The sequence below is a fragment of the Ensifer sp. LBL genome (assembly GCF_050435225.1).
Taxonomy (GTDB): Bacteria; Pseudomonadota; Alphaproteobacteria; order Rhizobiales; family Rhizobiaceae; genus Ensifer.
The window spans coordinates 616,531-642,917 of the sequence record NZ_JBNDJY010000002.1 but is presented as its reverse complement, the minus strand read 5'-3'; the positions used below and the strand labels follow the sequence as shown (position 1 = coordinate 642,917).

Genomic DNA, 26,387 nt, shown 5'->3' with positions numbered 1-26,387 from the left:
CACGAAAGGTCAGCTTTCGTGTTCCAGCGGGATGGACGCTCGCTCAAGTCCATCCCGGCAACGCCTCCCAAGCAGAGCGGCAGCTGCCATGGCCACGATCAATCGTTGGTCTGCCAGCTCATCCACCCGAAATCGCAAGTGCCGCGACCATTCCGAACCGGTTTCATCGCCGCGGACCACTCATTCCGTGGAATAGAGATCCTCCTCCCGCGCATTCAGCATTCCCGCGAGCGTGCGCAAGCCGCTGTCGAGCTGGTCCATCGTCGGGGTCGCCAGCGCCAGTCTGACCGCATTGGGCGCATGGCCGGGCATCACCGCGAAGGTGGTGGAGGGCGTCAAGGCGATATCGCGCCTGGCCGCGGCAACGACGAAACTCTGCGAGCGCCAGTGGGGTGGCAGCGTCAGCCAGAGATGGAAGCCGTTCTCGTTCGACTGGATATCGAAGCCGGATAGACGGTCGGCCGCAAGCCTCTGCCGGGCGCGCGCGTCGATGCGCTTCCGCCTGACCAGTTCGGCAACGGTGCCATCCGCCATGATCCGCTGGGCCGCGGCAAAGGTAAGACCGGAGGCCGACCAGCCGCCGGAACGCACCGACGCCATCATGCTTTCCCGCAAGCGCAGGGGCGGGACGATAAAACCGAGCGACAGGCCCGGCGCGACCCGCTTGGACAGGCTGTCGATGACGATGCAGGTTTCGGGCGCGAGTGTCGCAAGCGGCAGGTCGTCCTCGAGAAAGCTGTAGACGCGATCCTCGATGACCGGGAGGTCGAGCGCCTCGACGACCCGGATCAGATCGCTCCGCCGCGCCGCAGACATCGTCGTGCCAAGCGGGTTCTGGACCGCCGGCTGAATGTAGATCGCCGACAGCCGGGCCTCCTGATGCGCCCTTAGCACCGCATCCGGCCGCACGCCGTCGCCGTCCATCGCAAGCGGCACCAGCGTGATGCCCAACCGGACGGCGATGCCCTTGATGAAGGGATAGGTCAGCGCCTCGACGCCGCATCGGCCGCCGGTCGGAACGAGCGCGGCAAGTGCCGCGCCGATCGCCTGTCGACCGTTGCCGGTAAAGACGAGCTGCTCGGGCGTTGCGCACCATCCGTCCCGCGACAGAAAGTCAGCGGCCACACTGCGGGCAACGGCCGTTCCGGTGCTGGTGACCTGCCTCAAGGCGACATCCAGAGCGGCGGGCCTTTCGAGGCCCGCGAGGCTCCTGGCGATCAACGCGGTCTGTTCGGGCAGGATCGGATAGTTGAATTCCAGATCGGTCCGGATGCCACGCGGTTCGCCAAGCGCTTCCGCGCCACGCTTGGTCTCGCCCGAAACGAAGGTGCCGCGACCGACTTCGCCAACGACAAGTCCACGCCGCAGCAGTTCCGAAAAGACACGGCTCGCCGTCGAGGCGGCAATCTTGTGCTCATGGGCAAACCGGCGCTGTGGCGGCAGGCGGTCGCCGGGCTTCAGCGTACCGTTTGCGATCTCAGCAGCGATCGCGTCGGCCAGCCTGATATATTCGGAGTTAGACATTTATTGCTCCGAGTACAATGTTTAGATTGCACCGAGCAGTATCTGCGATCATTCTCCTTTCATCAACCCACTTTCATTGAGAACGCAGGCGCTTCGGCGTCGCGGCGCGTCAACGCGGAGCCACGCCATGGAACTGACCCCTGCGACCGTCCTCGTCGCTTTTGCCGGTGTGTTTCTGATCAGCTTCATGCGTGGCGCATTCGGCGGCGGCTTCGCCATCATCGGCATTCCGCTGCTGTCGACCGTGATGGATCCGGTTACGGCCGGCGGTCTGCTTGCACCGCTGTTCATCGCGATGGACCTCTATGCGCTGCGCTACTGGAAGCCTTCGACCTGGTCGAAGCCGGACCTCGTGCTGCTTGTGCCCGGGCTGGTGATCGGGATCGGCATTGGTTACTTCGTGTTCCGTGCGCTCGACCATCGGGCCATCGCAATTCTGATGGCGGGCATCACGCTCGCCTTTGTCGGGCTCTGGTTCATCCGGGGCGCCGAGGTGACCCCGCATCCGCGTTCGAGACCAAAGGCCGTTGCCGCCGGCTTCACCTCGGGCATCACCACCATGGTTGCCCATTCGGGCGGCCCGCCGCTCGCGATGTACCTGCTGCCGCTCGGTCTCAGCAAGGAAATCTATGCGGGAACCACGAGCCTGTTCTTCACCGTCGGCAACGCCACCAAGCTTGTGCCCTGGCTGCTGCTGTCGCAGCCTTCGGGCGGAACCTGGACCCTGATGGCGCTTTGCCTTCTCACCATTCCGGTCGGCGTGTGGTCGGGCTGGCGGCTCCATGGGGTGTTGGACCAACGCCAGGTCTATCGCGCCTGCTACGGGCTGCTGGTGGTAACCGCGTTGAAACTGCTGTGGGATGGTGTTTCCGGCTACATCGCATGATCGTCGTTACGGGCGTGCGCCGACTGGGGCAATTAGAGCCAGCGCCTGACACGCGCCTTGTAGGCCCGATAGACGTCGCCGAACTTGCGCTCGAGATAGGCCTCCTCGGGCGCCACGACGCCATAGCGGATGACGAGGTAAAAGGGGACCAGCAGGATCAGCAGCCACAGACTGTCGAAGAGAATGGAAAAGCCGATCAGGCCGAGGAACATGCCGGTATAGATCGGGTTGCGGGTGAAGCGGTAGGGACCGGCTTCGACGATCGTCGATGTCGGGCGATGGATCTGGATTTCGGTTCCCGCGCGCCTGAAACTCACCGCCGCCCAGATCAAAAGCGCAAGACCGGCGAGAAAAATGATGCCGCCGGCGAGGGCGTCCGGCACGATCGCGGGCACGAACGGCAACGGGTGGAGCCGGTCGAGCACCAGGCCACCGCCCACCGACATCACCCAGGCGATCGGCGGATGGATCACCGCGCCGGAACGGTCAGGCGCATTTCCCGTCGTCTCGTTCATCAAAACACCTGTTGCCTGGTTTGCGCGTGGTCCGCTCCCGCACCAATGGCGCGGGTTGCCATTTTAGCGGACGCGGGCCATTTGCGAAAACCCTCCAAGACGCTATGTGAACGGAGGATCATCGGCTCTGTTTGGGACCATGATCACGCCATGGCTACAACAGGACGAGACACATGAAAGCACGCGTCAAATGGGTGGAAGACCGGACCTTCGTCGGAGAGTCTGGTAGCGGCCACAAAGTCGTTTTGGGAACCGCCTTCGGAGAGGAAGGTCGCACCCCGGGACCGAGCCCGATGGAATTGGTGCTGATCGGCACCGGCGGCTGCTCGGCCTATGACGTGGTGCACATCCTGGAGAAGGGCCGCGAGCCGGTCGAAGACTGCGTCGTCGAACTCGACGCCGACCGCGCCGATACGGAGCCGCGCGTCTTTACCCGCATCCACATGCACTTCATCGTCAAGGGCCGCGGGCTCGCAGTCAACAAGGTCGAGCGCGCCGTTTCGCTGTCGATCGAGAAATACTGCTCGGCTTCGGCCATGCTCGCCAAGACCGCGACGATCACCCACGATTTCGAAGTGGTCGACACCAGCGCCGGCTGAGCTCCCACCCGGAGCTCGCATCAACGACCAGCGGGCGCGCGGTCGCTATCGTCGCGCCGGCTGAAACAGTTCGACGACATTTCCGGAGGGGTCGATCAAAAGGATCTGCGCTCCTCCGGGACCGGTGACGATGTCGTTGCGGAACATGACGCCGGCGCGGCGCAGCCGCTCGACTTCGGCGTCGAGGTTATCGACGAGGAGTTGGATGCGGTTCCAGCCGCCCGGCCCCGGCTCCTCGCCGTCCGGCATCGGCCTGCCGGCCGAACTCGTCGGCCCGCTCAGCAGCAGCCGCAGCGCGCCGCGCTGTACATCCGCGAAAGCCGGTGCATAGCTCGACAGAAGCGAAAAGCCGAGGTGGGTCGTGTACCAGGCGATCGCCGCCTCGACGTCGTTGACCATGTAGCGGACGTTGACCGTTTCAGACATCTGCCTTTCCTCCGAAGCGAACGTCTGCCGGTAAACAGAAGCCGGCGCCCGCGCCTGGGCAACGCCCCGTCTTCAAAAGAGTGGTCGCCGATCTTCAATCCCGATAGAAGTTGCGCCGCCAGCGGTGGGCGGTCAGTTTTGCCCGCTGCGTATCCAGCAGGCCGGCACCGTCGCCGATGGCGCAGTTGCGCTCGACGTTGCGCACCGAGCGCATGCCGGGAATGACCGTCGATACCGCCGGGTGGCTGAGAACGAAGCGCAGCGCCGTCTCGGCCAGCGCGTCGGGCTTGATTTCCAGGTCTTCGACGATCTTCTGCGTCCGCTCCTCGACCTCGCGCTTGCGCTCGCCGCGAAAGTAGGTCTCGCGGAAGTCGCCCTCGGGAAAGACGGTATCGGCGCGGATCTGGCCGGTGAGACCGCCTTCGTCCAGCGCCACGCGGACGATGACGCCGACATTGTGCTTCAGGCACGCCGGCAGCAGCTTCTCCTCGGGCGCCTGCTCGAAGATGTTGTAGATCACCTGCACGCTGTCGACGACGCCGGTCTCGATCAGCCGGAGCGCATTGTCCGGCTCGTAGTCGTTGATCGAAACGCCGAAGAAGCGGATCTTGCCGTCGCGCTTCAGCCGCTCGACCGCCTCCAGCCAGTCGCCGCGGCCGACCCACTCGTCCGACCAGACATGAAACTGCTGCACGTCGATCGTCTCGACGCCGAGATTGCGCAGGCTCGTCTCGGTGCAGGCGATCACGTGATCGGCCGGGAAAGTCTGCTCGGCAGGCGTGCCGGCATGCGCTGGCCATTGCATGTTCTTCGGCGGGATCTTGGTGGCGACGTGGATCGTCTCCGACCGCTCGCGCAGCAAGGCGCCGATCAGCTTCTCGCTGTGACCCTGACCGTAGCCGAGTGCGGTGTCGATGAAGTTGAGGCCGAGGTCGACCGCGCGGTTGAGGGCGCGCGCGGACTCGTCATCGCTTGCGCCCTGCCACTGGCTCTTGCCGATGCCCCAGGCACCGTAACCGATTTCGGAAATGCGCAGGCCCGTGCGGCCGAGGGTTCTGTAGTGCATGGTGCTCTCGCTGGCATTGGAGGGAGGACGGGACGTCGCCGGTTATCTAGGCCTCGGCGATCGACGGTCAACCTGGAAAATGCCCGGGCCAGCTGCCCTATGCCTTCTAGGCAAGGAACCAGAAGAAGACAGCCGACAGGAAGATGAAGGCGAGCACGAGCCCGATGAACTGCTGCATGCCCTCGCTCGTATTGTCGCCGAGCAAGGCGGCCCAGATCGGCCCGCCGCTGCAGTCTTCGTCGCGCAGGTCGCGAATGGAGGCCAGCGCCTCTCGACCCACCGTCCGGCGGCTATAGTCGTGCGTCGGCGGCTGCCGGTTGCGATGAGAGGCAGGCGATCCCGAAAGATCCGGCGCGACGAGGCCACCATCGCCGGCATCGACCACCGGGGCCGGCCGGCCCTCCGTCGTGGGCTGGTTGCGGGTCGCGTCTCCTACCCGCACGCGCCCCGCGCCATGGTGAAACGCCCAGCGCTGCGGTTTCGACTGCAGATCGGATTTCACGTACCGGATGGACATCACGCACCTCCACAGGCGTAACCGCTAACCGGGCGCTTTGGTTCCGTGGGCGGGCAGGCATTGTTGATCATGGGGGGCGGAGCGTCGCCGATACGTCGCTTGAGGGACGCAATTGCCGGCAGCGTCAGCCGAAAAATAAAAGAGCCCGCCGCGGGAGGAGCGGCAGGCTCTCAAAAATCGATCAGCAGCCTGGGAGGAGGAGTGGCGCTGATCTCGTGAACGATCCATGGGAGGAGGAGATCGTTCACCCGTCGAAGCTCTGCGGGAGGAGATGCATTGCTTCGATGAGGTGAATATACAGGGTTTCTGCCCAAATCGTAGGCGGATTTTGTGCAGGCCAGCTATGCGCTATGCGCGCAGCGCAACACCGGCACATCGGTCCAGGGCCATAGAAAATGCGATCGAACGGCCGGCGGCGTAGATCATACGCGAGCACGTCAGGCGACGCGCAGGCGGGCGGAAACGGGTTTCACGCCGCCCCCACTGCGACACCGCAGGTGCTGCCGCCGGTCGAAACGATCAGTTTTCCATGAAGGCGCGTGCCATGCTGTCGCGGATCGGCTTGGTGAGATAATCGAAGAAGGTCCGCTCCGCCGTCTGGATCAGGATTTCCGCCGGCATGCCGGGGGTCACGACGAAATTGTGAACCCTCGCAAGCTCGCTTGCCGGCAGGTTGACGCGCGCCAGATAGACCTCGCGCGTGCCTTCCTGCGTCTGTACCGGCAATGCGTCCGCCGAGACGTAGAAGACCTGCCCGTTGAGAACCGGCGTCGTGCGCTGGTTGAGCGCGGTCAGCCGCACCGTCGCCTTTTCGCCCACCCGGATATTGTCGACGTCGGTGCGCAGCACCTGTGCCTCGATGATGAGTGGCACGTCGGCCGGCAGGATTTCCATGATCGGCTTGCCGCTCTCGATGACGCCGCCGGAGGTATGGAAATGCATCCGGATGACCGTGCCGGTCACCGGCGCATTGATCGTCGCGCGGCGCAGAACATTGGTGGCACCACGCAGTTGCTCGCGCACCGTGTCCAACTCAGCTTCGGCCTTCTGCAACTCGTCGAGTGCTGCCTCGCGGTAGCTCTCCTCGGTCTGGTTGACCTGCTGCTGCTGTTTCAGGATCTGAGCACCGGTCTCGGAGACTTCGGACATCAGCCGGCCGATCTGCCCCTCGGCATCGGCGATCGCCCGCTGGATGCTCTTGATTTCCGTCTTGCGGATCAGGTCCTTGGCGAGCAGCGTCTTCTTGCCGATATATTCCTCCTCGAGCAATGTCCGTTGCTCACGGACAGACTTCAGTTGTTCCTCGAAACCTTCGGACCGGAACTCGAGGCTCTCGATGTTTCGCTTCAAAAGACCGATGTCGCTGTCGAGCTTGCTTCTCCAGGTTTTAAAGTTGAGCTGCTGGCTCTGGACGATCGGCACGATCTCCGGATCGTCCTTCAGGTTCTCGGTGAGGACCGTCGGCAGCGCCACTTCCTTTAGGCCGTTGGCCTGCGCATTGAGCCGGGCGACGATTGCCTCGAGCCTTGCCCGTCTCAAAAAGAACTGCCGTTCGTTGGCAAGCGCCGCCGTCTCGTCCAGCCGGATCAACGGCTGGTCGGCGGTGACATGGTCGCCCTCGTTGACCAGGATTTCCTTGATGATCCCGCCCTCGAAATGCTGGATCACCTTGTTCTGTCCGGTCGCAACGAAGCTTCCCTGGGCGATGACGGCCGCCGCCAGCGGCGCGGTGAAGGCCCACAGCCCGAAACCGCCGAAGGTGACGACGATCAGCACCATGCCGATCATCGTATGCCGCCAGATCGAACGCGGAACCTCCGCGTACCAGGTCAGATCCTGTACTTTGGCCATATCGCTCATGATCGCCTACGGAAGCTGGTTTTGTTCGAGCGGATTGCCTTCGGTATTCACGCCTCGCGACGCAAGTGCCTTGAGCACGTCCTGGCGCATGCCGAAGAGCGCCACGGTGCCGTTGACGAGCAACAGGACCTTGTCGACGCTGTTGAGCAGTGCGGGCCGCTGGGTGATGGTGACGACGGTGATCTTCTCGCGCTTGGCATGGCTCAGCGCCCGCGTCAGCGCCGCCTCGCCGGCAGTGTCGAGATTGGAATTGGGCTCGTCGAGCACGACCATGCGCGGATTGCCGAAGAAGGCGCGGGCGAGCGCCACGCGCTGCTTCTGGCCGCCCGAAAGCGGCGAGCCGTCGGCCGCCACCACGGTCTCATACCCGTGCGGCAACGTGGCGATCATGTCGTGCACGTCGGCAAGCTTGGCGGCGGCGTAAATGTCGGCGTCCGTGGCATCCTCGCGCATGCGGGCGATGTTGGCCTTGATCGTGCCGGGGAACAGCTGCACGTCCTGCGGCAGGTAGCCGATGCTTTCGCCGAACTGCCGCTGGTCCCAGTTTCTGAGATCCATGAGATCGAGCCGCACGTTGCCCGACGTCGGCAGGATGGAGCCGACGAGCATCTTGCCGAGCGTCGTCTTGCCGGCGCCGGAACTGCCGATGACCGCGAGCGAGTCGCCCGGCTCCAGCGCAAAGGTGATGCCGTTGAGCACCACGCGCTTTGTGCCCTGCGGGACGAAAAGCAGGCGCTCGACATCGAGGCGTCCTTCGGGTCGCGGCAGCTTCAGCCGCTCGAAGTTCAGCGGCGATGTCTGCAACAGCGAGGTGATGCGCCCATAGGCGGCGCGCGCCTGGATCACCTGGTGCCAGCCTTCGATCGCCGCCTCGATCGGGCCGAGCGCACGGCCGGCGATGATCGATGCCGAAATCACCATGCCGCCCGTCAGGTGGCCGTGAAGCGCAAGATTGGCGCCCCAGCCAAGCATCGTTACCTGCGTCAGCAACCGCACCGCCTTGGAAAGAGAGGCAAAGGCGATATTGCGATCCTGCGCCAGAACCTGGGCCTTGAGCGAGCCGGCCATGTCCTTGCCCCAGATGTGCACGGCCTCAGGGATCATCGCCAGCGCATTGATGATCTGCGAATTGCGCGACATGGAATCGAGATGCAGGTTTGCCTTGGTCTGGTAGTTGGTGGCCTCGCCGAAGCCGGCGGCCGTCGCGCGCTGGTTGAGCAGCGTAACGATCAAAAGCAGGACGGCCGAGGTGACGACGATGGCGCCAAGATGCGGATGGATGAGGAAGACCGCCACCAGGAAGAACGGCGCGATCGGTGCATCGAGGAAGGAAAGCAAGGTTCCCGACACCAGGAACGAGCGCAATTGCTGCAGATCGCCGAGCGTCTGGTATTCGCGCCCGTTGCTGTGGAGTGCGGCTCTTGCCGCCGCACTCAGGATCGGCGCACCGAGCTGGGCGGCGACCTCTACCGCCGTTCGCATGAGGATCATGCGGCGAATGCCGTCGAAGACCGTCTGCAGCACCACGGCGCCGACGATCAGCGCCGTCAGCATCATCAAGGTGTCGATCGAGCGGCTGGTCAGCACCCGGTCGGATATCTGGAACAGATAGACCGGTATCGCAAGCACGAGCACGTTTGTGGCGATCGTGAACACCATGACGATCATCAGGTTCTGCCGGATGGCCTTGATGCCGGCCCTGAGGCTGGCGGAGAAATCGACCGGTCCGAGGCGTTTGTGAAAGGCGCCCCCTCCGCCGCCACCGCCGCCGCCCTTGCCGTCGGACGATCCGCCACCCTTGTCGGGCGAACGGGCCTCGACCTTGATCGGTCCGCGATCGGCTTCGATCACCACCATGCCCGACGGCGAATATCTCTCCTTCATCTCCGCCGTCGGCCAGACGACCGGTTTCTCCGCCGGCTTTTCGATGCGCGGTTCCGGCCTCCGTTCCTCCTGCATCGGTCGGCGCTCGCCCGGCCCTTCGTCGCGCGGAGCGGGCTGGATCTCGACGCGCGCCACCGGCTCGGTCTTCGGCGGCCAGGGCCGCTGCATGACGTTGCCTGTCTCCGCGGCGCCTGCCGGTGGCGTTACCGTCTGGGGCGCCTGCGGCGTCACCGCCTCGGCGATCCCCATCGGCGCGGCCGCTGCAGCACGCACCGGCGCGACGCCGGGTACGGTGGTCGCCGCCTGTATCGGCCTTGCAGCGACACCCGAGCCCGCGGGTGAAATGCTCCAATTGCCGTTGTCGCCGGCGTCGGTTGCCGCCACTCTTCTTATCTGGTCCGCCACTCCGTCGATCTCCCTAACGGCACGATTGAGAACGTGTTCTTGATGATTGAGCTTGCGAAGAAACTGCCGCCGCGCGGCATCGGCGCGGGACGTTTCCGACCGTGTTTCCTTTTCCTCCACGCGCGAAGCGGCATCGCCGCCGGTTTCGGCGGGCGCCGGCCGAGACGGATTGGTGCGGTCGGTCATGATTATCCTCCCGCACTCCCATCAGGCGACCATGCTGTGCATGGGGTCTGCGCTGGCCGTGTCGATGCTGTGCTGGTTCGGCGAGATCTGGTCCTGCGGCTGGTGGCCGGAATCCGGCGTGAGCATGTCGTCGCCGAGAAAGATGACCGCCTCGCTGACGAGCGCATCCGGGTTCTGGCTTCCGAGATAGGGATCGTTCCTGACCAGCTCCGCCTGGATGAGCACCTCGTCCGAATAGGCGCCGCCGCCGGCATAGATGGTCTTGCCGGTATCGACATCGACGATCCCGGCATAGTTCAACAGGGCGTTCGAGCCGGTGGAAATGGTCCAGTCCGCATCCGGGCGCGCTTCGAGCGCGTTCATCGCCAGGGTCACCTGATCGCTGTCACCGAGGATGTTGGTCTGCTGGATATAGTTGAGGCTAATGAGATCGCCGGAAATGTAGAGCACCCGCAGGCCATGGAGCCCGGCAAAGGCGGGATCGTGCAGAAAATCGTCGCCCGACGGCTTCTTGCCTTCCGACAGGTCCTGCAGCGCCGACAGGTAACCGTCCGACATCGGATTGACCGGGCCTGCACGACCGGCCTCGACGATGCCGGCATAGTTCCAAAGCAGGTTTCCGCCAGTCGAGACCGACCCGGCCCCGCTGGTGTGGAATCCGCCGACGGCACCAATCAGATCATTGTCGAGCAGAATGTTCGTCTGCTGGATGATGTTGGCGTCGAAGACGCTTCCGCCGACAAAGATCAGGTCGAAGCGGTATCCCAGTTCAAGCAGCGACACCTCGTTGGCGGCGGTGTTGTCGCCGGCGACGATCGAGAGCTTTGAGCCCGAAGCCGAAAGGATCGCCGTGTCCTGGTCCGACATGAAGGTAAACTGCTGCAACCAGTTCACCATCATCAGGTCGCCCTTGACCTCGGTGATGGCCCAGGCCTTGGGGAAGTCCCCGGTTTCCGCATGGGCTGGTTCCTGCGCCGGCTCGACATGCTTGAACATCGCGATGTTGAACGCCTGGGTGGCGGCCTGCTCGGGACTGCCGCCGCTGAGCGCCGAACTGACGAGGTCGCTGTCGTAATAGGCGTTGACCTGCACGATCGCGTTGAGCGCGACATGGTCGCCGGCCACAGCCAGCACGTCCGCCTGAAGCCAGTTGCTGGTGATCACGACGGAGTTGACCAGCGTGTTGCTGCCGGTCTCCAGTTCGACCGAACTGTTGATCGAAACGGTGCCTTCCCCGTACGCGACGCCGCCGCTGACCTCGACCGGCCCGTTGGTAAGTGCAGGCTCGTCCGGTGTCTCGGTGGCCTCGTCCGCGCCCGGCAGATGATCCTTGAGAACCGGCGCTTCCTCGACGATCACGCCATTCACATAGATGCCTTCGAGCGCGCTTGCCTTGGCGACGAAATGGCTGACGGTCATCCCCTCGGCCTCTGCCTCGCCGCTGGCCGCATAGGCATCGAGCCTTTCAGCCGCGTTCGTTACCAAGCTGGCGATCGCATCGCTGGAGCCAGCGACATCGGTGTCGCCGAACAGCGAAATCTGCTGGGCCGCATCGATGAGTTCGGCCATCGTTGCGCTGTTGTCGATCTGCAGGCTGGACGTCAATCCATGCCCGCCGACGCTGACGAAGTCGTTGTCCGAGAGTTCGGCGATCTGGTTGCTGTAGACCACGACCGAACCCGGCGGATTGATGTGCGGCTCGACCACCTGCGCCGCCGATCTCGGCGATCCGCCCTGCAGGAAGGCTTCCGTGCTGGCGCGGCCAAAGGAACCGCCAAAAATAGGATATTCCGGCAAAGACACTCCGGCATAGCCGTCCGGTATCGGCATGAAGATGTCCGGTCCGACCGGTTTGTACGGGACGTCGGGGTTGAAATCGTCGAGATCGTAGGGTGCGTGCACCTTGACCGGCGCGGACGAGAGTTCCTTCGGGTCCTTGTGGACCTCGCGATCCGGATCGAATTTCTCGTGGATTTCACGCAGACGGGCCTCTTCGGCCGAGAGCTCGAAAAGACCGATGAAATGGGCAATGGCCTCGGTGATCTTTGCGGAATACAAGGTCAGGGCCTCCTTCTTGTAACCGGCAGTCCCCTCTGGCATGGCGGGTCATGCCGGACTGCGCGAGAGGCTCCCCGCGCAGTCCAATTCAATGCCGATGTCCGCGGCATGCGGTTCGGCATCACCTCGTGATCAGGTGTTGTCGTCGTCGCCGACCGCAGTGGTCGTGAAGTCCCCACCAACAACCGTCATGTCGATCGTGTTGCCCTGCAGGTTCGCACCAAGCACGATCTGTTGGTTGAAGGCGTTCGTGTCGATGACGGCATCGGCCGACGCCGAGGAGAGCCCTTCGACGAAGCTGTCGTCACCATTGTACGAGCCCCACATGCCGGCGCTGCCACCAGCACCGCCATCGCCGTTCGTTGCGAAGCCGCCAGCACCGCCGTCGCCCGCGGCACCACCGAATGAATGGCCACCATAGGCATCGCCACCGTCGCCGCCGCCTGCCCACGAACCCGTGAGAGCAAGGCCGCCAAGGCCCGCACCACCGGTTGCAGCACCGCCGGTGCCGTCGCCACCATAGCCGTCACCGCTGGCCCCACCGCCGGCATAGGCATCGCCACCGCCGCCGCCGGCGCCACCGACGCCCGCACCGGCGCCGAAGCCGGCACCTGCACCAAGACCGGCACCAAAGCCGTCGCCACCATCACCGGCGTCACCGGCATCGCCGCCATTGGCACCGCTGGTATCGCCAACCGCCACGCTGTTGCCGCCGAGGCTGTCGCCACCGTCGCCACCAAGGTTCAGGATCGGCAGGACGAAGCCACCGGCGTCACCGCCGTCACCGCCGTCCGAGGCGCCTGCCGGGCCGCTCGTGACCGCGCCCGTTTCACCGCCATTGCCGGCACCGTTGCTGCCGCCGTCGCCACCGACACCCGCGCCGACACCAAGGCCGACACCGAGGCCGAGGCCAACACCGAGCCCGGCACCGCCGGCACCGCCGGCACCTGCCGTGGCCGAACCGCCATTTGCGTCACCGCTGCTGCCGTCGGCACCGACGCCAACGCTGGCAGCAATACCGCCAAGCCCGGCACCGCCGGTCGCATCGGCATTGTTGGTGGAATCGCCGCCGTCACCGTCGCCAGCACCCGCGAAGCCGCCGATCGAGTGGCCGCCATCGCCGCCGTCACCGCCGTTGGCATAGGCCTTGCTGCCGCCCTCGCCGCCATCGGCGCCGGCCTTGATGCCATCGCCCGAGCGGGCGTCGCCGGCATTGGCGTTGCCGTTCTGGTTGAGCGTACCGCTGTTGTTGATGTCCGAGGCGCTGTCGTCATCCGACATGATGGCGTTCTGGCTGAACACGTTGGCAACGTTGCTGTTGCCGTTCATCGAGCCGTTCAGGATGTCCTTGAAGCTCGTGTTCGCCATGCCGTGGATCGAGGAGTTGTCGATATCGGCGAAGTCGTCGTCCGACGGCTTGTAGCCGCTCAAGTCAAGATCGACGTCCACATCGACCGTCGTCTTGCTGTCGACGTCGACATGGGTGCTGTTTTCGTTGAGGTTGGCATTGAGATTGGCGTTGCCGTTACCGTTGAGGTTGGCGTTGCCGTTGCCGTTCAGGTTGGCATTGCCGTTACCGTTCAGGTTGCCGTTACCGTTGGCATTGGCGTTGCCGTTGCCATTCAGGTTTCCGTTGCCGTTCAGGTTGCCATTGTAGGACTCGCTGTATTGCGATTGTCCCTGGTCCTGGCCCTGCCCTTGATCCTGGCCCTGTCCCTGGTCTTGCCCCTGGCCCTGGCCTTGTCCCTGTCCCTGAAGCTGGCCCTGCAGCTCCGCCTGCAATTGTCCTTGACCCTGGCCTTGCCCTTGATCCTGGTCTTGATCTTGAGACTGGCTGTCATCCCATGGCCACAGGATATTTTTGTCCTTGCTCATAACGATCACCTCAAGTTGAGGCCGCGACAGCCGAGCCGCATTCTTCTCATACGCGGATTTGGGCCATGCGCGGGCTACATGTTGAACTTAATGAAAATGGTTCCTCCTGGACGCCGCAGCGCCCACATGCCGATATTTCGATTGCTTTCTTCTGGCTGCCTCTCCCCTATTGGGTCGAGAGGACCGGATCAGGTTCCCTAAAGGGCATTTTGCCATTCGATGCAGTGCTAGCCCCATAAGGCCCGATGCGTCCTGCTCGCCGGTTGCGCTGGAGAGTCTGTCGAAAACCGATACACATTGTAAGTTGTCAGTTCGGGCTAACCACCGCGGGCTAGCGGCGACGGCGAAATGTCTTCACCCGTGGGTTAGGTAAAATGTGGCCCTCAACCGTCCGCCGGCGGCAAGCCGACGACAGGGCTGGGCGTTGCGTTTCAGGGTCTGCAGGACGCCTGCCGGAACAAATTTACTCGCCGCCAGAATGGGATATTCTAGCGTTCGTCCATTGACGGACAAAAGCGCTGGCAGGGGCCCATGGCAAGATTTCATGAGATCCTACTTCTGATCGGACAACTCAACTATACGTGGACCAATACGGAGAGTTTGCTCATCTACCTCATCGCCGGCCTCGCCCGGGTCGACAAGGAAACCGCGATCGTCATCTTCCTGACGCTGAACACGACGCGGGCCCGTATCGAACTCGTCGAGCGGCTGACCAAGATGGGAAAGACGCCTGCCGCCCAGCGGCAGGAAATTCTGGCGATTACCCAACAGCTTGGCCGGCAGGCGAAGCTCCGCAACAAGTACAGCCACTGCATCTATTCCTTCGACGAAACCGGCGATCAGGCAAGCACGCAGCTGATGGCGATCTTCGACAGCAAGGACACGATCAAGTACGGCAAGATCGAGCAGATCAACGAGGCAGAGATCGCGCGGATCAACGAGGTGATCGAGCAGCTGCAGGAGGTCAACCGGGAAATCTGGGCGATCGTCGACCGCTACGCCTTCCCGCGCTGATCGACCGCCACGAGCACTGATTGCGGGCCCGTCGCCATCCTGCCGGCTGCAGGCGGTGACGGACGCGCGGCCGCTCCCACACGGCCCGGTTTCCACCCATCCACAATTCAACCGCATTGTCAGGCCATCGCACGAGCGACGGCAACGGGAGCTATGCGGATGGTTGGAAAGCCCGAGGAGAGGCGGTTTACGAGCCTTGAGGCGCGCATCGACGCTGCGGCCCATGGCGTGCTCGACCGGCTTCCGGCAAGCGGCCTCCTTGGCGGCCTGACCGAATTTCTGGTGTTCGGCATCAAGCAGGCCTTCGCCTGCCTTTTCGGCGGCGCCATGCTGGCCCTGATGCTGGCAACGAAATTCTACTGGCCCGAAGGCAGTGGTCTCGCCCGCTACGACTTCCTGTTCCTGAGCGCCATCGCCATCCAGGTCTCGCTGCTCGTCTTCAAGCTCGAGACGATGGCCGAGGCCAAGGTCATTCTGATCTTCCACATCGTCGGCACGCTGATGGAAATCTTCAAGACCTCCGTCGGCTCCTGGATCTATCCGGAACCGAGCTTCTTTCGCATCGGCGGCGTGCCTTTGTTTTCGGGCTTCATGTATGCCGCGGTCGGCTCCTACCTGGCGCGCGTGACCCGTATTCTCGACATGCGCTACAGCAACTACCCGCCGCTCCTTGCCACCCTGCTCTTGGCTTTTGCCATCTACGTCAACTTCTTCAGCCACCACTACATCATCGACCTGCGCTACGCGCTCTTCGGGTTGACCGCGATCCTCTTCCTTCGCACCACGGTGCACTATCGCGTCTTTCGCTTTCGCCACCGCATGCCGCTGCTTCTCGGCTTCCTGCTGGTCGCCCTCTTCATCTGGTTCGCCGAAAACATCGGCACATGGTCGCGGGCCTGGATCTATCCCTCGCAGCATGCCGGCTGGACGCTGGTCTCCGTGCAAAAGCTCGGCGCCTGGTATCTGCTGATGATCCTGTCCTTCGTGCTCGTCACGCTCGTGCACCGTCCGCGTGCGGTTGTCGCTTCGGCCGCCGTGGCCGAGAGGAAGGCCTCCGAGATGAGCGGTTCACCCGCCGCCGAAAAGGGTGTCGTCGCGCGATAGCGCAACCCTAGAGAGAGGCCGGATCGCCCCGGGAGTTGCAAAACGGCGCGCGCTGGAAAACGATACCGAATCAATCGCTTTCGCAACGAGGGGAAACATGCGGCGTTTCTTTCTTTGCCTGCTGGCGTTCGGCGTCCTCGCTGTCGTTTCAGTCATGATCCTGCCCAGCTTCGTTTCGAGCGACTGGATGCGCGCCGAACTGGGGCGGCAACTCTCGAACGCGACCGGCAGCGCGATCGCGCTCAACGGCCCGGTCAGGCTTTCCGTCGTCCCTCACCTGGCGGTGGTGGCCGAAAACGTCTCGCTCGATGCGGACGGCCTGACCGCAGAGATTGGCGAAGTCGCGGGCTCGGTGACGCTTTCCTCGCTCTGGTCCGAGCGCCTGCACGTTAGGGAAGTAAGGCTCGTGCGCCCTGTCGTCGCGCTGCGGCCGAAGGCCGAGGCCGCAGCGGCCACCCAAGACGGGGGGGCCGAGGCGGGACAGGCGAGCACGGGCGAAACACGCGATCCGCTCGCCGCTCTCGTGGCGTTCCTCGAAAAAAGCGCCATCGACAAGATCTCGATCAGCGAGGGAACGCTGCGGCAGGAGGACGCCGCCGGTTCGGTCGAAGTCGTCAAGGATCTCGACCTTACGCTCGCCGTTCCGGATATCGATGGCGAATTGTCGCTCTCGGCCGGCGCCGGCGTCGAGGGCCGGCGCTACGAGGTGACGCTTGCCGTATCGCCATTGCGTCCGTTGCTCGAGCACAAGCCCGCCGAACTCAGCCTCTCTCTGCAGGCCGAGCCTCAGCTCGCGGCCGGGCTCACCGAACTGACCGCCAGCGGCCAGGTGGCGCTGAATGCCAATGGCGGTTACCAGATCCGCGGCGGCAAGCTTACGATCGGCGACGAAGCGCTCGGACTCGACGCGCTGTTCGTGCCGGGCAGCCGCCCGCGGTTCCTCGCCGACCTCAATGCCGAACGGCTGGACCTGAGCGCGTTCCTCGAGGGCGGCGAGACCGCCGCATCCTCCTCGCAGCCCGAGGAACCGGCAGGCCGGACGGACGAGGCCAAGGCGGCAGCGGGCCTGCAGGCGCTGGCCGGCTTTGACGCCGATATCAGCGTCAATGTCGGCGCCCTTGCCGTCGGCGACATTTCCGCATCCGACGTCACGCTGACGGCGACGCTCAAGGACGGACAATTGACCGGGCGGCTCGAGCATCTCGGCATCGACGCCGGTAGCGTTGCCGCCGATCTTGCCGCCGACGTCAGCGCCGCCGAGCCGATTTTCCAGGGCCGCGTCGTCAGCAACGGGCTCGACGTTTCCAAACTCGCGGCTCTGGCCGGCCAAGCGGTGCCGCTGACGGGGACCGTGACGATGGACACGGCCTTCGCGTTCCGCGGACTGAGCGCAAGCTCCGTGCGCAAGACGATCAACGTGACCGGCGGCGCGAGCCTGCGCGACGCGACCATCGTCATTCCCGGCATCGCCGATCCGGCCATGGCCGAGGTGAAGGCAAAGAAGCTCGCCCTCAAGATCGAGGGCCTGGCCAAGCCGATGCGCCTTGCGGGCAGCCTCGTCTGGCGCGGCAAACCGGCCGAGATCGACCTCACGCTGCCGGTCCGCGACCTGCTGATGGATGCCAACGCCCGCGCGGGTGACATCCCGCTGAAGCTCGATGTGCGCACGAAGGAGGCGACGCTTGCGCTGGACGGCAAGGCGGCGCTTGCAGGCAACTACGCCGGCAAGGTGAACTTCGCGGCCGCAGACCTGCAAGCACTTCTTGCCTGGATCGGCCAGGCCGACGCGGGCGGCATTAGGCAATTCGCCTTCAACGGCGACGTGCAGGCAAGCGCTGCCGGCGTCGCGTTCCAGAAGGCCACGCTCTCGGTCAACGGGGTCGAGGGAAGCGGCAACGGCGCGGTCGAACTTGGTACCCCGCTCAAAATTTCAAGCGCGCTCCATTTCAAGGAACTGGATCTCGCGCGGCTCGCCGGCGCACCGTCGGCAGCGCCGCAGGCAAAGGCCAAGGGCAAAGCGGGCGGAGGCCCTGCCCCGGATGCGCCGCTGGACCTGTCCGCACTTCGCACGATCGATGCCTCCATCAAGGTCGATGCCGAGAAGCTCGGCTACGGCCGCGTCGTCGCCGGGCCGGTCGCAACCTCCCTGAGGATCTCCGAGGGCATTGCAAACCTCGACATTCCCGAAAGCCCCTTCTATGGCGGCCAGGTGGCCGCAAGCCTCACCGCCGACGGCTCCGGCATGGAGCCGTCGATCGCGGTCAAGGCCTCGATTTCCGGCGCTTCGGCCGCACCGCTGCTGACCGACCTTGCGAACTTCAAGCACCTTGAAGGCGCGCTGCAGACGACGTTCGACATTGCAGGCGCCGGCGGCACGACGGGCGCGCTCAAGCGAGCGCTCAAGGGCACGGCGCAGGTGCGCTTCTCCGACGGCGCCATTCGCGGGATCGACGTCGCCGACGTCTACAACAATCTCGTCGGCCTGATGTCGTCCGGCTTCAAGCAGAACGACAACAAGGCGACCGGCTTTACCGAACTCGGGGCGTCCTTCGCGATCGAGAACGGCGTTGCCCGCACCGACGACATCAAGCTCGTCGGCCCGCTCGTGCGGATGAGCGGCAAGGGCGAGGCAAACCTGCCGGAGGACCAGTTGAACTTCCGGCTCGATCCACGCGTGGTCGCATCCTTGCAGGGCCAGGGCGCCGATATCGCGACGGAAGGCATCGGCGTGCCCGTCATCATCGAAGGCTCGTTTGCCGCTCCGCGTATCTATCCCGACCTATCGGGCCTTCTGAAAAACCCCGATGCCGCGCTTTCGACCTTGAAGAAGCTCGGATTGCCGACCGGCAAGCTGGGGCTCGACGAACTCCTGTCCGGGGAAGGCAAGGGAGGAAAGCTTCGCGATATCCTCGGTGGCGCGATCGGCAAACAGCCGAAGGATGAAGGCCGAGAACTCTCCATCGAGCAGATCATCGGCGGTGGCAGCGCCGAGCCCGAGGCGGCACCGCCTGTCGAAGGGCAAAATCCGCCCGACACGGCTGCGGAACAGCCATCGCCGGAAACGCCGCAGCCTGAGCAGCAACCCGCCGCAGAAGCCGAGCAACCGGCACAGGACAAGAGCACCTTGGGAAAGCTGTTCAAGCTCCTTCAGTGAGCGGGCGCCTCCGGTGATGGAGCCCGAAGCCTGAAACATGCCCACAAGACCGCACGTGCCGGCTTCCAACTACGGCCGGCGGTGCTAAAGCTGTCTGCGATTGCTGCAAGGACAGAAAGATCATGAGACACGACCCGTTGTTCGAGCGTCTTTGGGACGGCACGGCTCCGATGGAAGAATGGACCGCCGCGGTCTCGCATGGCGCCATCACGCACGTCGCCGACGATATCATCACCGTCCATACGACCTATTTCTGCGGCAGCGTGACGGCCATCCGCACGCGCGAAGGCCTGGTCCTGATCGATACCGCGAAGCCGGAAACGGCAAAGCAGACCCTCGACGTCATACGCTCGTGGGACGACAGCCCCATACACACCGTCATATTCACCCATGGCCATATCGACCATACCAGCGGGATCACGGATATCGACCGGGAAGCGGATGCCCGCGGGCTGGCGCGGCCGCGGATCGTCGCCCACCGCAACGTGAAGCGGCGGATGGAGCGCTACGAAGCCTCGCATGGCTACAACAGCATCGCGCAGAGCCAGCAGTTCAACAATCCGGGCTACGTCTATCCGATCGGCCAGCGGCGACCGGACGTGGTCTTTGACGACACCCTGCCGCTCTCCGTAGGCGGCGAGCGGATCGAACTCTTTCACGGCAGGGGCGAGACGGACGACGCAACATTCGTCTGGCTGCCGGAACGGCGCGTCCTTGCGAGCGGCGATTTCGTCATCTGGGTGTTTCCGAACGCCGGCAATCCGCGCAAGGTGCAGCGTTATGCTGCCGATTGGGCGACGGCACTCCGGCGGATGGAGGCGCTCGCCCCGGCGGTCCTCATTCCCGGTCACGGTCCGGTCGTCTTTGGCGAAGAGCGCGCGGCCGAGATGCTGCGCGACGGGGCAGAGGCGCTCGAGCATCTCGTGCGCGAAACGCTCGCGCTCCTCAACAGGGGCGCGACGCTCGACGAAGTCCTGCATGCGGTAAAGGTGCCGGATGCATATCTGGCCAAGCCCTATCTGGCAGCCAAATACGACGACCCGGAATTCCTCGTCCGCGGCATTTATCACTTCTATGCCGGCTGGTTCGATGGCGACGCGGCCCACCTCAAGCCGCCGCGGACCGCCGATCTCGCATCGGAACTGGCCGCTCTTGCCGGCGGCGTCGAAAAGCTTGCAGAACGGGCCGCGCGCCTATCGGAGGAAGGGCGTTTCCGCCTCGCGGTGCAGCTCATAGAATTCGCCAGTGCAGCCGCACCCGACGACCGGGCCATTCAGGCAACCCGCGCGGCGGTCCTGCGACAGAGCATCGAGAACGAGAAGTCACTGATGGGCAAGGCCTTCCTCGCGGTCTACGAACGCGAGGCCGCGCAGCGCTCCAAAGACTAACGCATGCCGCGCAACGATTTGCGACAACGCCATAAAAGCGAGAGCTTAAAACCTGTCGCGTGAAGCCTCTTTACGCGGCACCCGCTTGAAAGAGTTTACCTAGAAGCCAAAGGACTGCTGTGCGGGTTTTGGCTGTTGCTCTTCGAGGTGGACGCCTTCCAGTTCGAGCATGCGCGTCTTGGTGGTCGACCCGCCGGGCGCCGAAAACCCGCCGATCTTGCCGCCAGCGGCCAGCACCCGGTGGCAGGGGATGATCAACGATACCGGGTTCTTGGCCATGGCCTGGCCGACATCGCGCGCCGCTTCCGGCCCGACGCCCAATTCTTTGGCGAGGGCGCCATAGGTGGTGGTCTGGCCCCAGCGCAGCGCCCGCGCGGCCGCGTAGATACGCAGGAAGAACTCGTCCTGACCTTGCAGGTCCACCGCAAAGCCGGAGAAATCGACCTCCCTGCCTTCGAAGTAACGCTGCACGGCTTCCACCGCCGCCTCTATTTCAGGCGTCGGCTCCGATGCCTCGCCGGAAGGCAGCCGCCGTAGCAACAGCCGTTCGGTCGCATCTCGCGTGCTGGTCGGCAATTGAAAGCGCGTGATGCCGACATCGTTCCAGGCGATGCCGCAGAACCCGGCTGCGGTCTCAAAGATGAAATAACGATGCATCGCCTGGCCCATCGGCCTTGCCTCCACTTGTACGCCTCTCCCTAGAAATCGTGCAGGACGCCGCCGAATTCAACCCGTTTCCTGCCTATGCGACCGCCGTTTTGGCACAGATTGCCCGAAGCCGCGGCACGTCGCCCCGCGCCGTCATTTGCGAAAGCTTTACGCTTGTCGGGCATGGTTTCGCGCGAACATCAGGAGACGATGGTGGACATCCTGCATACCCCGACGATCATGCTCAGTTCGTTCGCGACACTGGTGATCTTCGCCGCTTTCTTCGGACTTGCCTGGCGACAGGAGCGCAAAAGCCTCGAACTGCTTCTGTGGTCCTCTGCCTTCGCCATCGGCGCGCTCGGCTTCGTCCTGTTGACGCTGCGCGGCGACGGCTACAACTTCATCACCATCTCGCTCGGCAATGCGCTCGCGGTGCTAGGGCTGGCGATGATCTGGCTTGGCCTGCGCGCCTTTGACAATCAGCCGCTCAAGATCGCCTCCGCGCTCATCGGACCGATCCTGTGGATCGTCGTCACCTACTCTTCAGACTATGTTCGCGAGAGCGTCACCAGCAGGATCGTGCTCTATTCCATGCTGATCTTCGCCTATTCGGCACTGATCGCGCACGAGATCTTCCGGTCGGAAAATTTCCGCAAGCTCCCCAGCTCCTACATCGTCGCCTTCGTCTTCGCCACCCACGGCCTGCTCTACCTTTCCCGCATTCCGCTGATCCTGATCTGGCCGCTCGCCGGCAACACGGCGGCGGGAACGGCGCAGCCGCTCTGGTACCAGTTGCTGACCTTCGAACTGTTTCTTCACAGCCTCGCCGGAGGCTTTGCGTTCTTCGCGCTGGTCAAGGAACGAACGCAGCAACGCTACAAGCTCGCCTCCGAAACAGACGCACTGACGGGCGTGCCGAACCGCCGCTCGTTCCTTGCGCAGCTGGAGAGCCATCTCGCCACGCAACCGGCCAGGGGAGCGCTGCTCTATCTTGACATCGATCACTTCAAGGCGATCAACGATCGCTTCGGCCATACGGTGGGCGACCAGGTGCTCGTGGAATTTGCCGGGATCCTGTCGAAGGCCGTGCCGCGCAGCGCCGTAATCGCGCGCATCGGCGGGGAAGAATTCGCTGCCTGTCTGCCGCAGGCGGATCGCGCCGACGCGATCGCCATTGCCGACAGCATTCGCACCTCGCTCGAGGCACGCCGGATGAGTACGGCCAAGGGCGTGCTGTCGGCAACGGTCAGCATCGGCATTGCCTTTGCCGATCGGCACGAGGATGTGCACGCGATCATTTCCGCCGCCGACGCCGCGCTTTATGCCGCCAAGGCCGCCGGCAGAAACAGCGTCTGGTCGGAAGATTCGTCAGGCATGCCGCAGTTTGCTGCGGGCTCGATTGCGCCCACGGAAACGGCGGCGACGCTTCTATCGCTAAGCCCATCCAGAAACAGTGCGGCGACGCGCCGGCCCACCGGCTCCTGATATTTCCGCGTCAGTGAAGCGAACCATCGGCCGGTCGCGCCGGTATCGCGCCCCACCGCCTATCCGTTGACGCGCTTTACCAGCGCAAGCGAGGCGGCTGAGACGAGCAAGGCGCCGCCACAGCCTCTTTCCATCCAGCGCCGCATCGACGAGGCGGCAAACTGCGTCGTCTTGAAGCCGACAAGGGCGTAGCCGAACATGACGGCAAACTCGACGACCGTGAACACGGCTGTAAGCGCCAGGAACTGCGGCAATTGCGGCGCGGCCGGGTTGATGAACTGAGGCAGCAGCGCGGAAAAGAACAGGTAGGCCTTCGGGTTGGTGATGGCCACGATCATGCTGTGGCGGCAGATCGCAAGCGCGGATTCCGAACGAACGAGATCGGCGCTTTCCGCGCGCTGTCCTTCGGCTTTTTCGGTTCTGCCGGGCCGAAGCATCTTGTAGCCGAGCCAGGCGAGATAGCCGGCGCCCACATATTTGACGACCGAGAACCAGAACTCCGAGGCGGCAAGGATGGCGCCGAGGCCGGCTGCAACGGCGGCGATCAGGAAGAAGTCGGAAAGGAGCACGCCGACCATGCCGGCAACCGCCTTTTTCATGCCGAAGCGAGACCCGTTGGCCATCGCCAGGATCACATCCGGACCGGGTGTCACGACGGCGATGAAGGTGACGGCCGCAAAGGCAGCCATGGTGTTGATGTCCATGAACGAGCTCCTCCTCTGAGCGGCCTATCTTTGGCCATTCAGATCGAGCGTGTAAAGCACAGCCCCGTTCAACCGCGTATCGGTTTTCACCTGGAAAATTGCGCGTTGCGTGAAGGAACACGCCCGTCGAAGGACAGCTGAACCGCCTTTCCGGATCCTGCGTCGACGGCATGAATGTGCAGATGCGGCTCCGTGCTGTTGCCGGAGTTGCCGACGGCGCCGATGGGATCGCCGGCGAGAACCCGCGCCCCGACCGTGGCGGTGACGCTCCCTTCGCGCAGATGCGCCAGTTCCACCCGCATGCCGTCGCAGGCGACGATCACGTGGTTTCCGGCCGGGTTGTCCCGGTCCGCCTCGGGCGGCGGCAGGTCGGGAAGACCGTCGACGGCCGCAACGACCTCCCCCTCGCAGGGGCTGACGACGGTCTTGCCGAAGATGGCGTAGTCGGCGGGATCCCTGGGCAGCAATCCGAACGCCCGGAAGCCGGCGTCGCCGATCGCCGTGATGTCGAGGGCGTGGCGTTGCGCCGGGTGATCGCTGTGATGATTGAGCACGCCGATGCCGCCGCCCTGCGCGACGACGAAACGGCCGCCGGTCAGCGGAAAGGTCAGCGCGCGCGGATCGTGCCGTGCGCCGATGCCCCAGGAGACATAGGCGAGTGCTGCACCGAAGACGACGAGAGAGGTTACGGTCGGCACCAGGCTGCGCGCCAAGGCGCCACGATCCGGCGACAGCCAGGGCCGGCGCCAATGCCGGGGCAACGAGACCAGAGCCGCCGCGACCGCCAGCGCGGCAAGCGCCGCCCGGGTCCAGAAGCCGGCGATATCCCAGCGGTTGAGAACCCCGATCAAGGCGAGCAGGACGACGGTTTCTGCAAACGCCAGCAACCAGCCAAGCCGCGTCGGCTCATTCAGCCACCACAGTCGCCAGATGAAGGCAAGGGGCAACAGGATGCTGAGAACAAGCAGAAAACCGACGACAACGACCATGACCCCTCCTGTTGCACACGACGACGCTGTTTACACAGGGAAAAAATAGGGATATTTTTTGTCCTTAATAGATGCGGACGGCATCTGCCGGACGAAAAATGATCGTTAGAGCGTATGATCCTTAAGAGCCAAGTCGAATGGGCGTTGCACTGTTGCGCCATTCTCGCCGGCCTGCCCGAGGGCCGCTACCTATCGACCAAGGCGCTGGCCGAATTCCACGGACTTCCGAAGGAGTATCTGTCGAAGGCGCTGCAAAGCCTGTCACAGGCAGGCCTCGTCCACACGACCCTCGGCCCTTCTGGAGGCTACCGGCTGGCAAAAGCGCCAGCGGAACTGACCTTCCTCGAAATCGTCGAGGCGGTCGAAGGCAGGACGCGCACCTTTGTCTGCACCAACATCCGGGCCAACAATCCCTGCCGGGCGCCTGGTTACTGCGAAGAGACGCCCTGCGCTGTGGCGCGCATCATGTGGGAAGCGGATGAAGCCTGGCGCGACAAGCTGCGAAGCGTGCGCCTGTCCGATCTGATCGAGACGCTTTCGAAGGAACTCCCCGCCGATCTCTGGAAGCGAAGCTTCGCCTGGGTGCTAGAGCGCGCCGGATGAGCGGCGCCCTGCCGTGGTTTCAGCCGGCGAGACGTAGAGATACGCCGGCAGCGCGAGCGACAGGCCATCTTGCCGGCATTGCTCATGGACGCGTGCGATTACCTCGTTTCGCGCGGGCGTCCTTTCCGCCGGGCTTCTGACGCGAAACTGCAGTTCGATCTCGATCGCCACGGCGTCGATTGCCTTGAGGGCCACGGCCGGCGGCGGATCGTGCACGATCCGGGTGCATGCCTGCAAGGCGGTCCGCAGAACCTCTTCGGCCCGGCCGGGCGGGCGATCCGCCGCAATGCGGATCGGCAACGAGATCTGATGGGTTTCGTCAGGGCGGCTGAAGTTGGTGAGCCCGACCTTGGCGAGCGCGCTGTTCGGCAGGACGACGACATTGTGGGCGCTGGTGAGCAGGAAGGTGGAGCGCCAGTTGTTTTCGATGACCCGCCCCTCGGTTCCGTCACCGAGCGCCACCCAATCGCCGATGGCGAACGGCCGCCCCAGGGTCAGGGCAATCCCGGAAAAGACGTCGCCGAGCGTGTTCTGAAGCGCAAGCCCGACGATGATGGCGACGACGCCTGACGTGGCGACGAGCGTGCCGATCGGCGCTTTGAAAACGAACCCCAGGATCGACAGCGCCACGCCGAGATAAACGGCAGCGACGATGAGATCCTGTAGAAGGCGGGCTTCCTGTGGCCGCCGGTCAAGAACGATGTAGAGGCGAACGAAGCCGACGAGGGACCAGGCGAGGTGTGTCCACCAAAGCACGCGCGCCGAGGTCGCGAGGAACGCCGCTGCGCCTTGCAGATTCTGGTCGTCGCCGCGATGCGGCATGATCCCGGCAAGTAGGAGAACCGCGGTCATGATGGAGAAGAACAGGATCTGAACGATCAGCCGCGCCATCGGACGGCGGCGACCCTGCAGAAGCCAAACGACGATGCCGGCGGCCCCGAGAAGGTTGATCAGGATCAGTGGCAAGGGCAGGTGCTCGGCGAACATGGCAGGCTCCAGCAATTGGGCCGAAAGAAGGACCGGGCGCACGCTTGGCACCCGGCCCTTGGCATCACGCTATTTCGTCACCGGAAAGGTCAGTTCCTTTTCGGCGGTGTCGACGACGAAGACGGCCAGCAGCTTGGCCGGCGCGGTCTTGCTGCCGTTGGCGCTGACGCCGTGACGGTCACCCGGCATTTCGGAGAAGCTCTCACCGGCCTTGTATTCCTTCACCGGGCCGTCATTGACCTGGCTGAGGATCGAGCCTTCGAGCACGGTCGCATAGATGAACGCCGTGCTCGCATGGGTATGCGCCTCGGACGAGCCGCCAGGCCCGTATTCCACCAGGACACCCTTGATGCTCTTGCCCGGAACGTTCGGCAATTCATGCTCATAGACAAGCGTCACCTTGGCAGCATCACCGGCGACAGCGGTGCCGAACAGGGTTGCGGTAACGGCAAGAGCGGCGAGGAGAGACTTGATCATGTCGAAAATCCTTTCAGATGAGGGAGACGCACG

Annotated in this window: 22 protein-coding genes; 8 read left to right on the top strand and 14 right to left on the bottom strand. The window is 64.1% G+C overall.

What is annotated here, in order from left to right:
• Positions 1-180: 180 nt before the first annotated feature.
• Positions 181-1,524 (bottom strand): PLP-dependent aminotransferase family protein, encoded by a 1,344-nt coding sequence (locus tag OKW20_RS10225; RefSeq protein WP_429171958.1) that lies wholly within the window; start codon positions 1,522-1,524, stop codon positions 181-183.
• A 127-nt stretch (positions 1,525-1,651) separates the two neighbouring features.
• Here OKW20_RS10225 and OKW20_RS10220 point away from each other — a divergent pair, with 127 nt between their 5' ends.
• Positions 1,652-2,410, top strand: a complete 759-nt coding sequence (locus tag OKW20_RS10220; RefSeq protein WP_429171956.1) for a sulfite exporter TauE/SafE family protein — start codon at positions 1,652-1,654, stop codon at positions 2,408-2,410.
• Positions 2,411-2,442: 32 nt separating this feature from the next.
• Here OKW20_RS10220 and OKW20_RS10215 read toward each other — a convergent pair whose 3' ends face one another.
• Positions 2,443-2,925 (bottom strand): methyltransferase family protein, encoded by a 483-nt coding sequence (locus OKW20_RS10215; RefSeq protein ID WP_429171954.1) that lies wholly within the window; start codon positions 2,923-2,925, stop codon positions 2,443-2,445.
• A 173-nt stretch (positions 2,926-3,098) separates the two neighbouring features.
• Between OKW20_RS10215 and OKW20_RS10210 the strand changes: the two genes are divergently transcribed.
• Positions 3,099-3,524, top strand: a complete 426-nt coding sequence (locus OKW20_RS10210; RefSeq protein WP_034787506.1) for an OsmC family protein — start codon at positions 3,099-3,101, stop codon at positions 3,522-3,524.
• Positions 3,525-3,569: 45 nt separating this feature from the next.
• Here OKW20_RS10210 and OKW20_RS10205 read toward each other — a convergent pair whose 3' ends face one another.
• The 7 genes from OKW20_RS10205 to OKW20_RS10175 form a co-directional block, all read right to left on the bottom strand.
• A complete protein-coding gene (locus tag OKW20_RS10205; RefSeq protein ID WP_429171952.1) occupies positions 3,570-3,950 on the bottom strand; it encodes a VOC family protein in 381 nt (126 codons plus the stop codon).
• A 94-nt stretch (positions 3,951-4,044) separates the two neighbouring features.
• The gene (locus tag OKW20_RS10200) at positions 4,045-5,016 is read right to left on the bottom strand and encodes an aldo/keto reductase (RefSeq protein WP_429171950.1); all 972 of its coding nucleotides are present in this window, start codon (positions 5,014-5,016) and stop codon (positions 4,045-4,047) included.
• Between the two features lie 106 nt (positions 5,017-5,122).
• Positions 5,123-5,533 (bottom strand): hypothetical protein, encoded by a 411-nt coding sequence (locus tag OKW20_RS10195; RefSeq protein WP_429171948.1) that lies wholly within the window; start codon positions 5,531-5,533, stop codon positions 5,123-5,125.
• A gap of 519 nt (positions 5,534-6,052) precedes the next feature.
• A complete protein-coding gene (locus OKW20_RS10190) occupies positions 6,053-7,393 on the bottom strand; it encodes an HlyD family type I secretion periplasmic adaptor subunit (protein WP_192451246.1) in 1,341 nt (446 codons plus the stop codon).
• Positions 7,394-7,399: 6 nt separating this feature from the next.
• The gene (locus tag OKW20_RS10185; protein ID WP_429171944.1) at positions 7,400-9,868 is read right to left on the bottom strand and encodes a type I secretion system permease/ATPase; all 2,469 of its coding nucleotides are present in this window, start codon (positions 9,866-9,868) and stop codon (positions 7,400-7,402) included.
• A 21-nt stretch (positions 9,869-9,889) separates the two neighbouring features.
• Complete coding sequence (locus OKW20_RS10180) at positions 9,890-11,926, bottom strand: type I secretion protein (protein ID WP_429171942.1); 2,037 nt, start codon at positions 11,924-11,926, stop codon at positions 9,890-9,892.
• A gap of 132 nt (positions 11,927-12,058) precedes the next feature.
• Positions 12,059-13,801 (bottom strand): hypothetical protein, encoded by a 1,743-nt coding sequence (locus OKW20_RS10175; RefSeq protein WP_429171940.1) that lies wholly within the window; start codon positions 13,799-13,801, stop codon positions 12,059-12,061.
• A 531-nt stretch (positions 13,802-14,332) separates the two neighbouring features.
• On the opposite strand from OKW20_RS10175, the gene OKW20_RS10170 reads away from it, so the two are divergent.
• From OKW20_RS10170 to OKW20_RS10155, 4 genes are all read left to right on the top strand, one after another.
• On the top strand, positions 14,333-14,815 hold the full coding sequence (locus OKW20_RS10170; protein WP_052202028.1) for a hypothetical protein: 483 nt from the start codon (positions 14,333-14,335) through the stop codon (positions 14,813-14,815).
• Positions 14,816-14,974: 159 nt separating this feature from the next.
• Positions 14,975-15,919: a DUF817 domain-containing protein gene (locus OKW20_RS10165; RefSeq protein WP_429171938.1), complete on the top strand. Its 945-nt coding sequence runs from the start codon at positions 14,975-14,977 to the stop codon at positions 15,917-15,919.
• Between the two features lie 97 nt (positions 15,920-16,016).
• Positions 16,017-19,073 (top strand): AsmA family protein, encoded by a 3,057-nt coding sequence (locus tag OKW20_RS10160; RefSeq protein WP_429171936.1) that lies wholly within the window; start codon positions 16,017-16,019, stop codon positions 19,071-19,073.
• Between the two features lie 122 nt (positions 19,074-19,195).
• The gene (locus OKW20_RS10155) at positions 19,196-20,461 is read left to right on the top strand and encodes an alkyl sulfatase dimerization domain-containing protein (protein WP_429171934.1); all 1,266 of its coding nucleotides are present in this window, start codon (positions 19,196-19,198) and stop codon (positions 20,459-20,461) included.
• Positions 20,462-20,560: 99 nt separating this feature from the next.
• Here OKW20_RS10155 and OKW20_RS10150 read toward each other — a convergent pair whose 3' ends face one another.
• Complete coding sequence (locus OKW20_RS10150; protein ID WP_429171932.1) at positions 20,561-21,130, bottom strand: methylated-DNA--[protein]-cysteine S-methyltransferase; 570 nt, start codon at positions 21,128-21,130, stop codon at positions 20,561-20,563.
• 189 nt (positions 21,131-21,319) lie between these two features.
• On the opposite strand from OKW20_RS10150, the gene OKW20_RS10145 reads away from it, so the two are divergent.
• Positions 21,320-22,594 (top strand): GGDEF domain-containing protein, encoded by a 1,275-nt coding sequence (locus tag OKW20_RS10145; RefSeq protein WP_429171930.1) that lies wholly within the window; start codon positions 21,320-21,322, stop codon positions 22,592-22,594.
• A 59-nt stretch (positions 22,595-22,653) separates the two neighbouring features.
• On the opposite strand, the gene OKW20_RS10140 is transcribed toward OKW20_RS10145, so the two are convergent.
• Positions 22,654-23,298 (bottom strand): LysE family translocator, encoded by a 645-nt coding sequence (locus OKW20_RS10140; protein WP_429171928.1) that lies wholly within the window; start codon positions 23,296-23,298, stop codon positions 22,654-22,656.
• Positions 23,299-23,384: 86 nt separating this feature from the next.
• Positions 23,385-24,287 carry a M23 family metallopeptidase gene (locus OKW20_RS10135; RefSeq protein ID WP_429171926.1) on the bottom strand — a complete coding sequence of 301 codons (903 nt, stop codon included), beginning with the start codon at positions 24,285-24,287 and terminating at the stop codon, positions 23,385-23,387.
• 114 nt (positions 24,288-24,401) lie between these two features.
• Between OKW20_RS10135 and OKW20_RS10130 the strand changes: the two genes are divergently transcribed.
• Positions 24,402-24,890 (top strand): RrF2 family transcriptional regulator, encoded by a 489-nt coding sequence (locus OKW20_RS10130; RefSeq protein ID WP_043623437.1) that lies wholly within the window; start codon positions 24,402-24,404, stop codon positions 24,888-24,890.
• On the opposite strand, the gene OKW20_RS10125 is transcribed toward OKW20_RS10130, so the two are convergent.
• Positions 24,873-25,877, bottom strand: coding sequence for a mechanosensitive ion channel family protein (locus OKW20_RS10125; protein WP_429171924.1), 1,005 nt, complete (start codon positions 25,875-25,877; stop codon positions 24,873-24,875). The genes OKW20_RS10130 and OKW20_RS10125 overlap by 18 nt on opposite strands.
• A gap of 69 nt (positions 25,878-25,946) precedes the next feature.
• On the bottom strand, positions 25,947-26,354 hold the full coding sequence (locus tag OKW20_RS10120) for a cupin domain-containing protein (RefSeq protein ID WP_429118959.1): 408 nt from the start codon (positions 26,352-26,354) through the stop codon (positions 25,947-25,949).
• Between the last annotated feature and the right edge of the window lie 33 nt (positions 26,355-26,387).

Bases quoted from the DNA above. Each gene is read 5' to 3' on its own strand.
- OKW20_RS10225 (WP_429171958.1), bottom strand. From the start codon at position 1,524: ATGTCTAACTCCGAATATATCAGGCTGGCCGACGCGATCGCTGCTGAG.
- OKW20_RS10220 (WP_429171956.1), top strand. From the start codon at position 1,652: ATGGAACTGACCCCTGCGACCGTCCTCGTCGCTTTTGCCGGTGTGTTT.
- OKW20_RS10215 (WP_429171954.1), bottom strand. From the start codon at position 2,925: ATGAACGAGACGACGGGAAATGCGCCTGACCGTTCCGGCGCGGTGATC.
- OKW20_RS10210 (WP_034787506.1), top strand. From the start codon at position 3,099: ATGAAAGCACGCGTCAAATGGGTGGAAGACCGGACCTTCGTCGGAGAG.
- OKW20_RS10205 (WP_429171952.1), bottom strand. From the start codon at position 3,950: ATGTCTGAAACGGTCAACGTCCGCTACATGGTCAACGACGTCGAGGCG.
- OKW20_RS10200 (WP_429171950.1), bottom strand. From the start codon at position 5,016: ATGCACTACAGAACCCTCGGCCGCACGGGCCTGCGCATTTCCGAAATC.
- OKW20_RS10195 (WP_429171948.1), bottom strand. From the start codon at position 5,533: ATGTCCATCCGGTACGTGAAATCCGATCTGCAGTCGAAACCGCAGCGC.
- OKW20_RS10190 (WP_192451246.1), bottom strand. From the start codon at position 7,393: ATGAGCGATATGGCCAAAGTACAGGATCTGACCTGGTACGCGGAGGTT.
- OKW20_RS10185 (WP_429171944.1), bottom strand. From the start codon at position 9,868: ATGACCGACCGCACCAATCCGTCTCGGCCGGCGCCCGCCGAAACCGGC.
- OKW20_RS10175 (WP_429171940.1), bottom strand. From the start codon at position 13,801: ATGAGCAAGGACAAAAATATCCTGTGGCCATGGGATGACAGCCAGTCT.
- OKW20_RS10170 (WP_052202028.1), top strand. From the start codon at position 14,333: ATGGCAAGATTTCATGAGATCCTACTTCTGATCGGACAACTCAACTAT.
- OKW20_RS10165 (WP_429171938.1), top strand. From the start codon at position 14,975: ATGGTTGGAAAGCCCGAGGAGAGGCGGTTTACGAGCCTTGAGGCGCGC.
- OKW20_RS10160 (WP_429171936.1), top strand. From the start codon at position 16,017: ATGCGGCGTTTCTTTCTTTGCCTGCTGGCGTTCGGCGTCCTCGCTGTC.
- OKW20_RS10155 (WP_429171934.1), top strand. From the start codon at position 19,196: ATGAGACACGACCCGTTGTTCGAGCGTCTTTGGGACGGCACGGCTCCG.
- OKW20_RS10150 (WP_429171932.1), bottom strand. From the start codon at position 21,130: ATGGGCCAGGCGATGCATCGTTATTTCATCTTTGAGACCGCAGCCGGG.
- OKW20_RS10145 (WP_429171930.1), top strand. From the start codon at position 21,320: ATGGTGGACATCCTGCATACCCCGACGATCATGCTCAGTTCGTTCGCG.
- OKW20_RS10140 (WP_429171928.1), bottom strand. From the start codon at position 23,298: ATGGACATCAACACCATGGCTGCCTTTGCGGCCGTCACCTTCATCGCC.
- OKW20_RS10135 (WP_429171926.1), bottom strand. From the start codon at position 24,287: ATGGTCGTTGTCGTCGGTTTTCTGCTTGTTCTCAGCATCCTGTTGCCC.
- OKW20_RS10130 (WP_043623437.1), top strand. From the start codon at position 24,402: ATGATCCTTAAGAGCCAAGTCGAATGGGCGTTGCACTGTTGCGCCATT.
- OKW20_RS10125 (WP_429171924.1), bottom strand. From the start codon at position 25,877: ATGTTCGCCGAGCACCTGCCCTTGCCACTGATCCTGATCAACCTTCTC.
- OKW20_RS10120 (WP_429118959.1), bottom strand. From the start codon at position 26,354: ATGATCAAGTCTCTCCTCGCCGCTCTTGCCGTTACCGCAACCCTGTTC.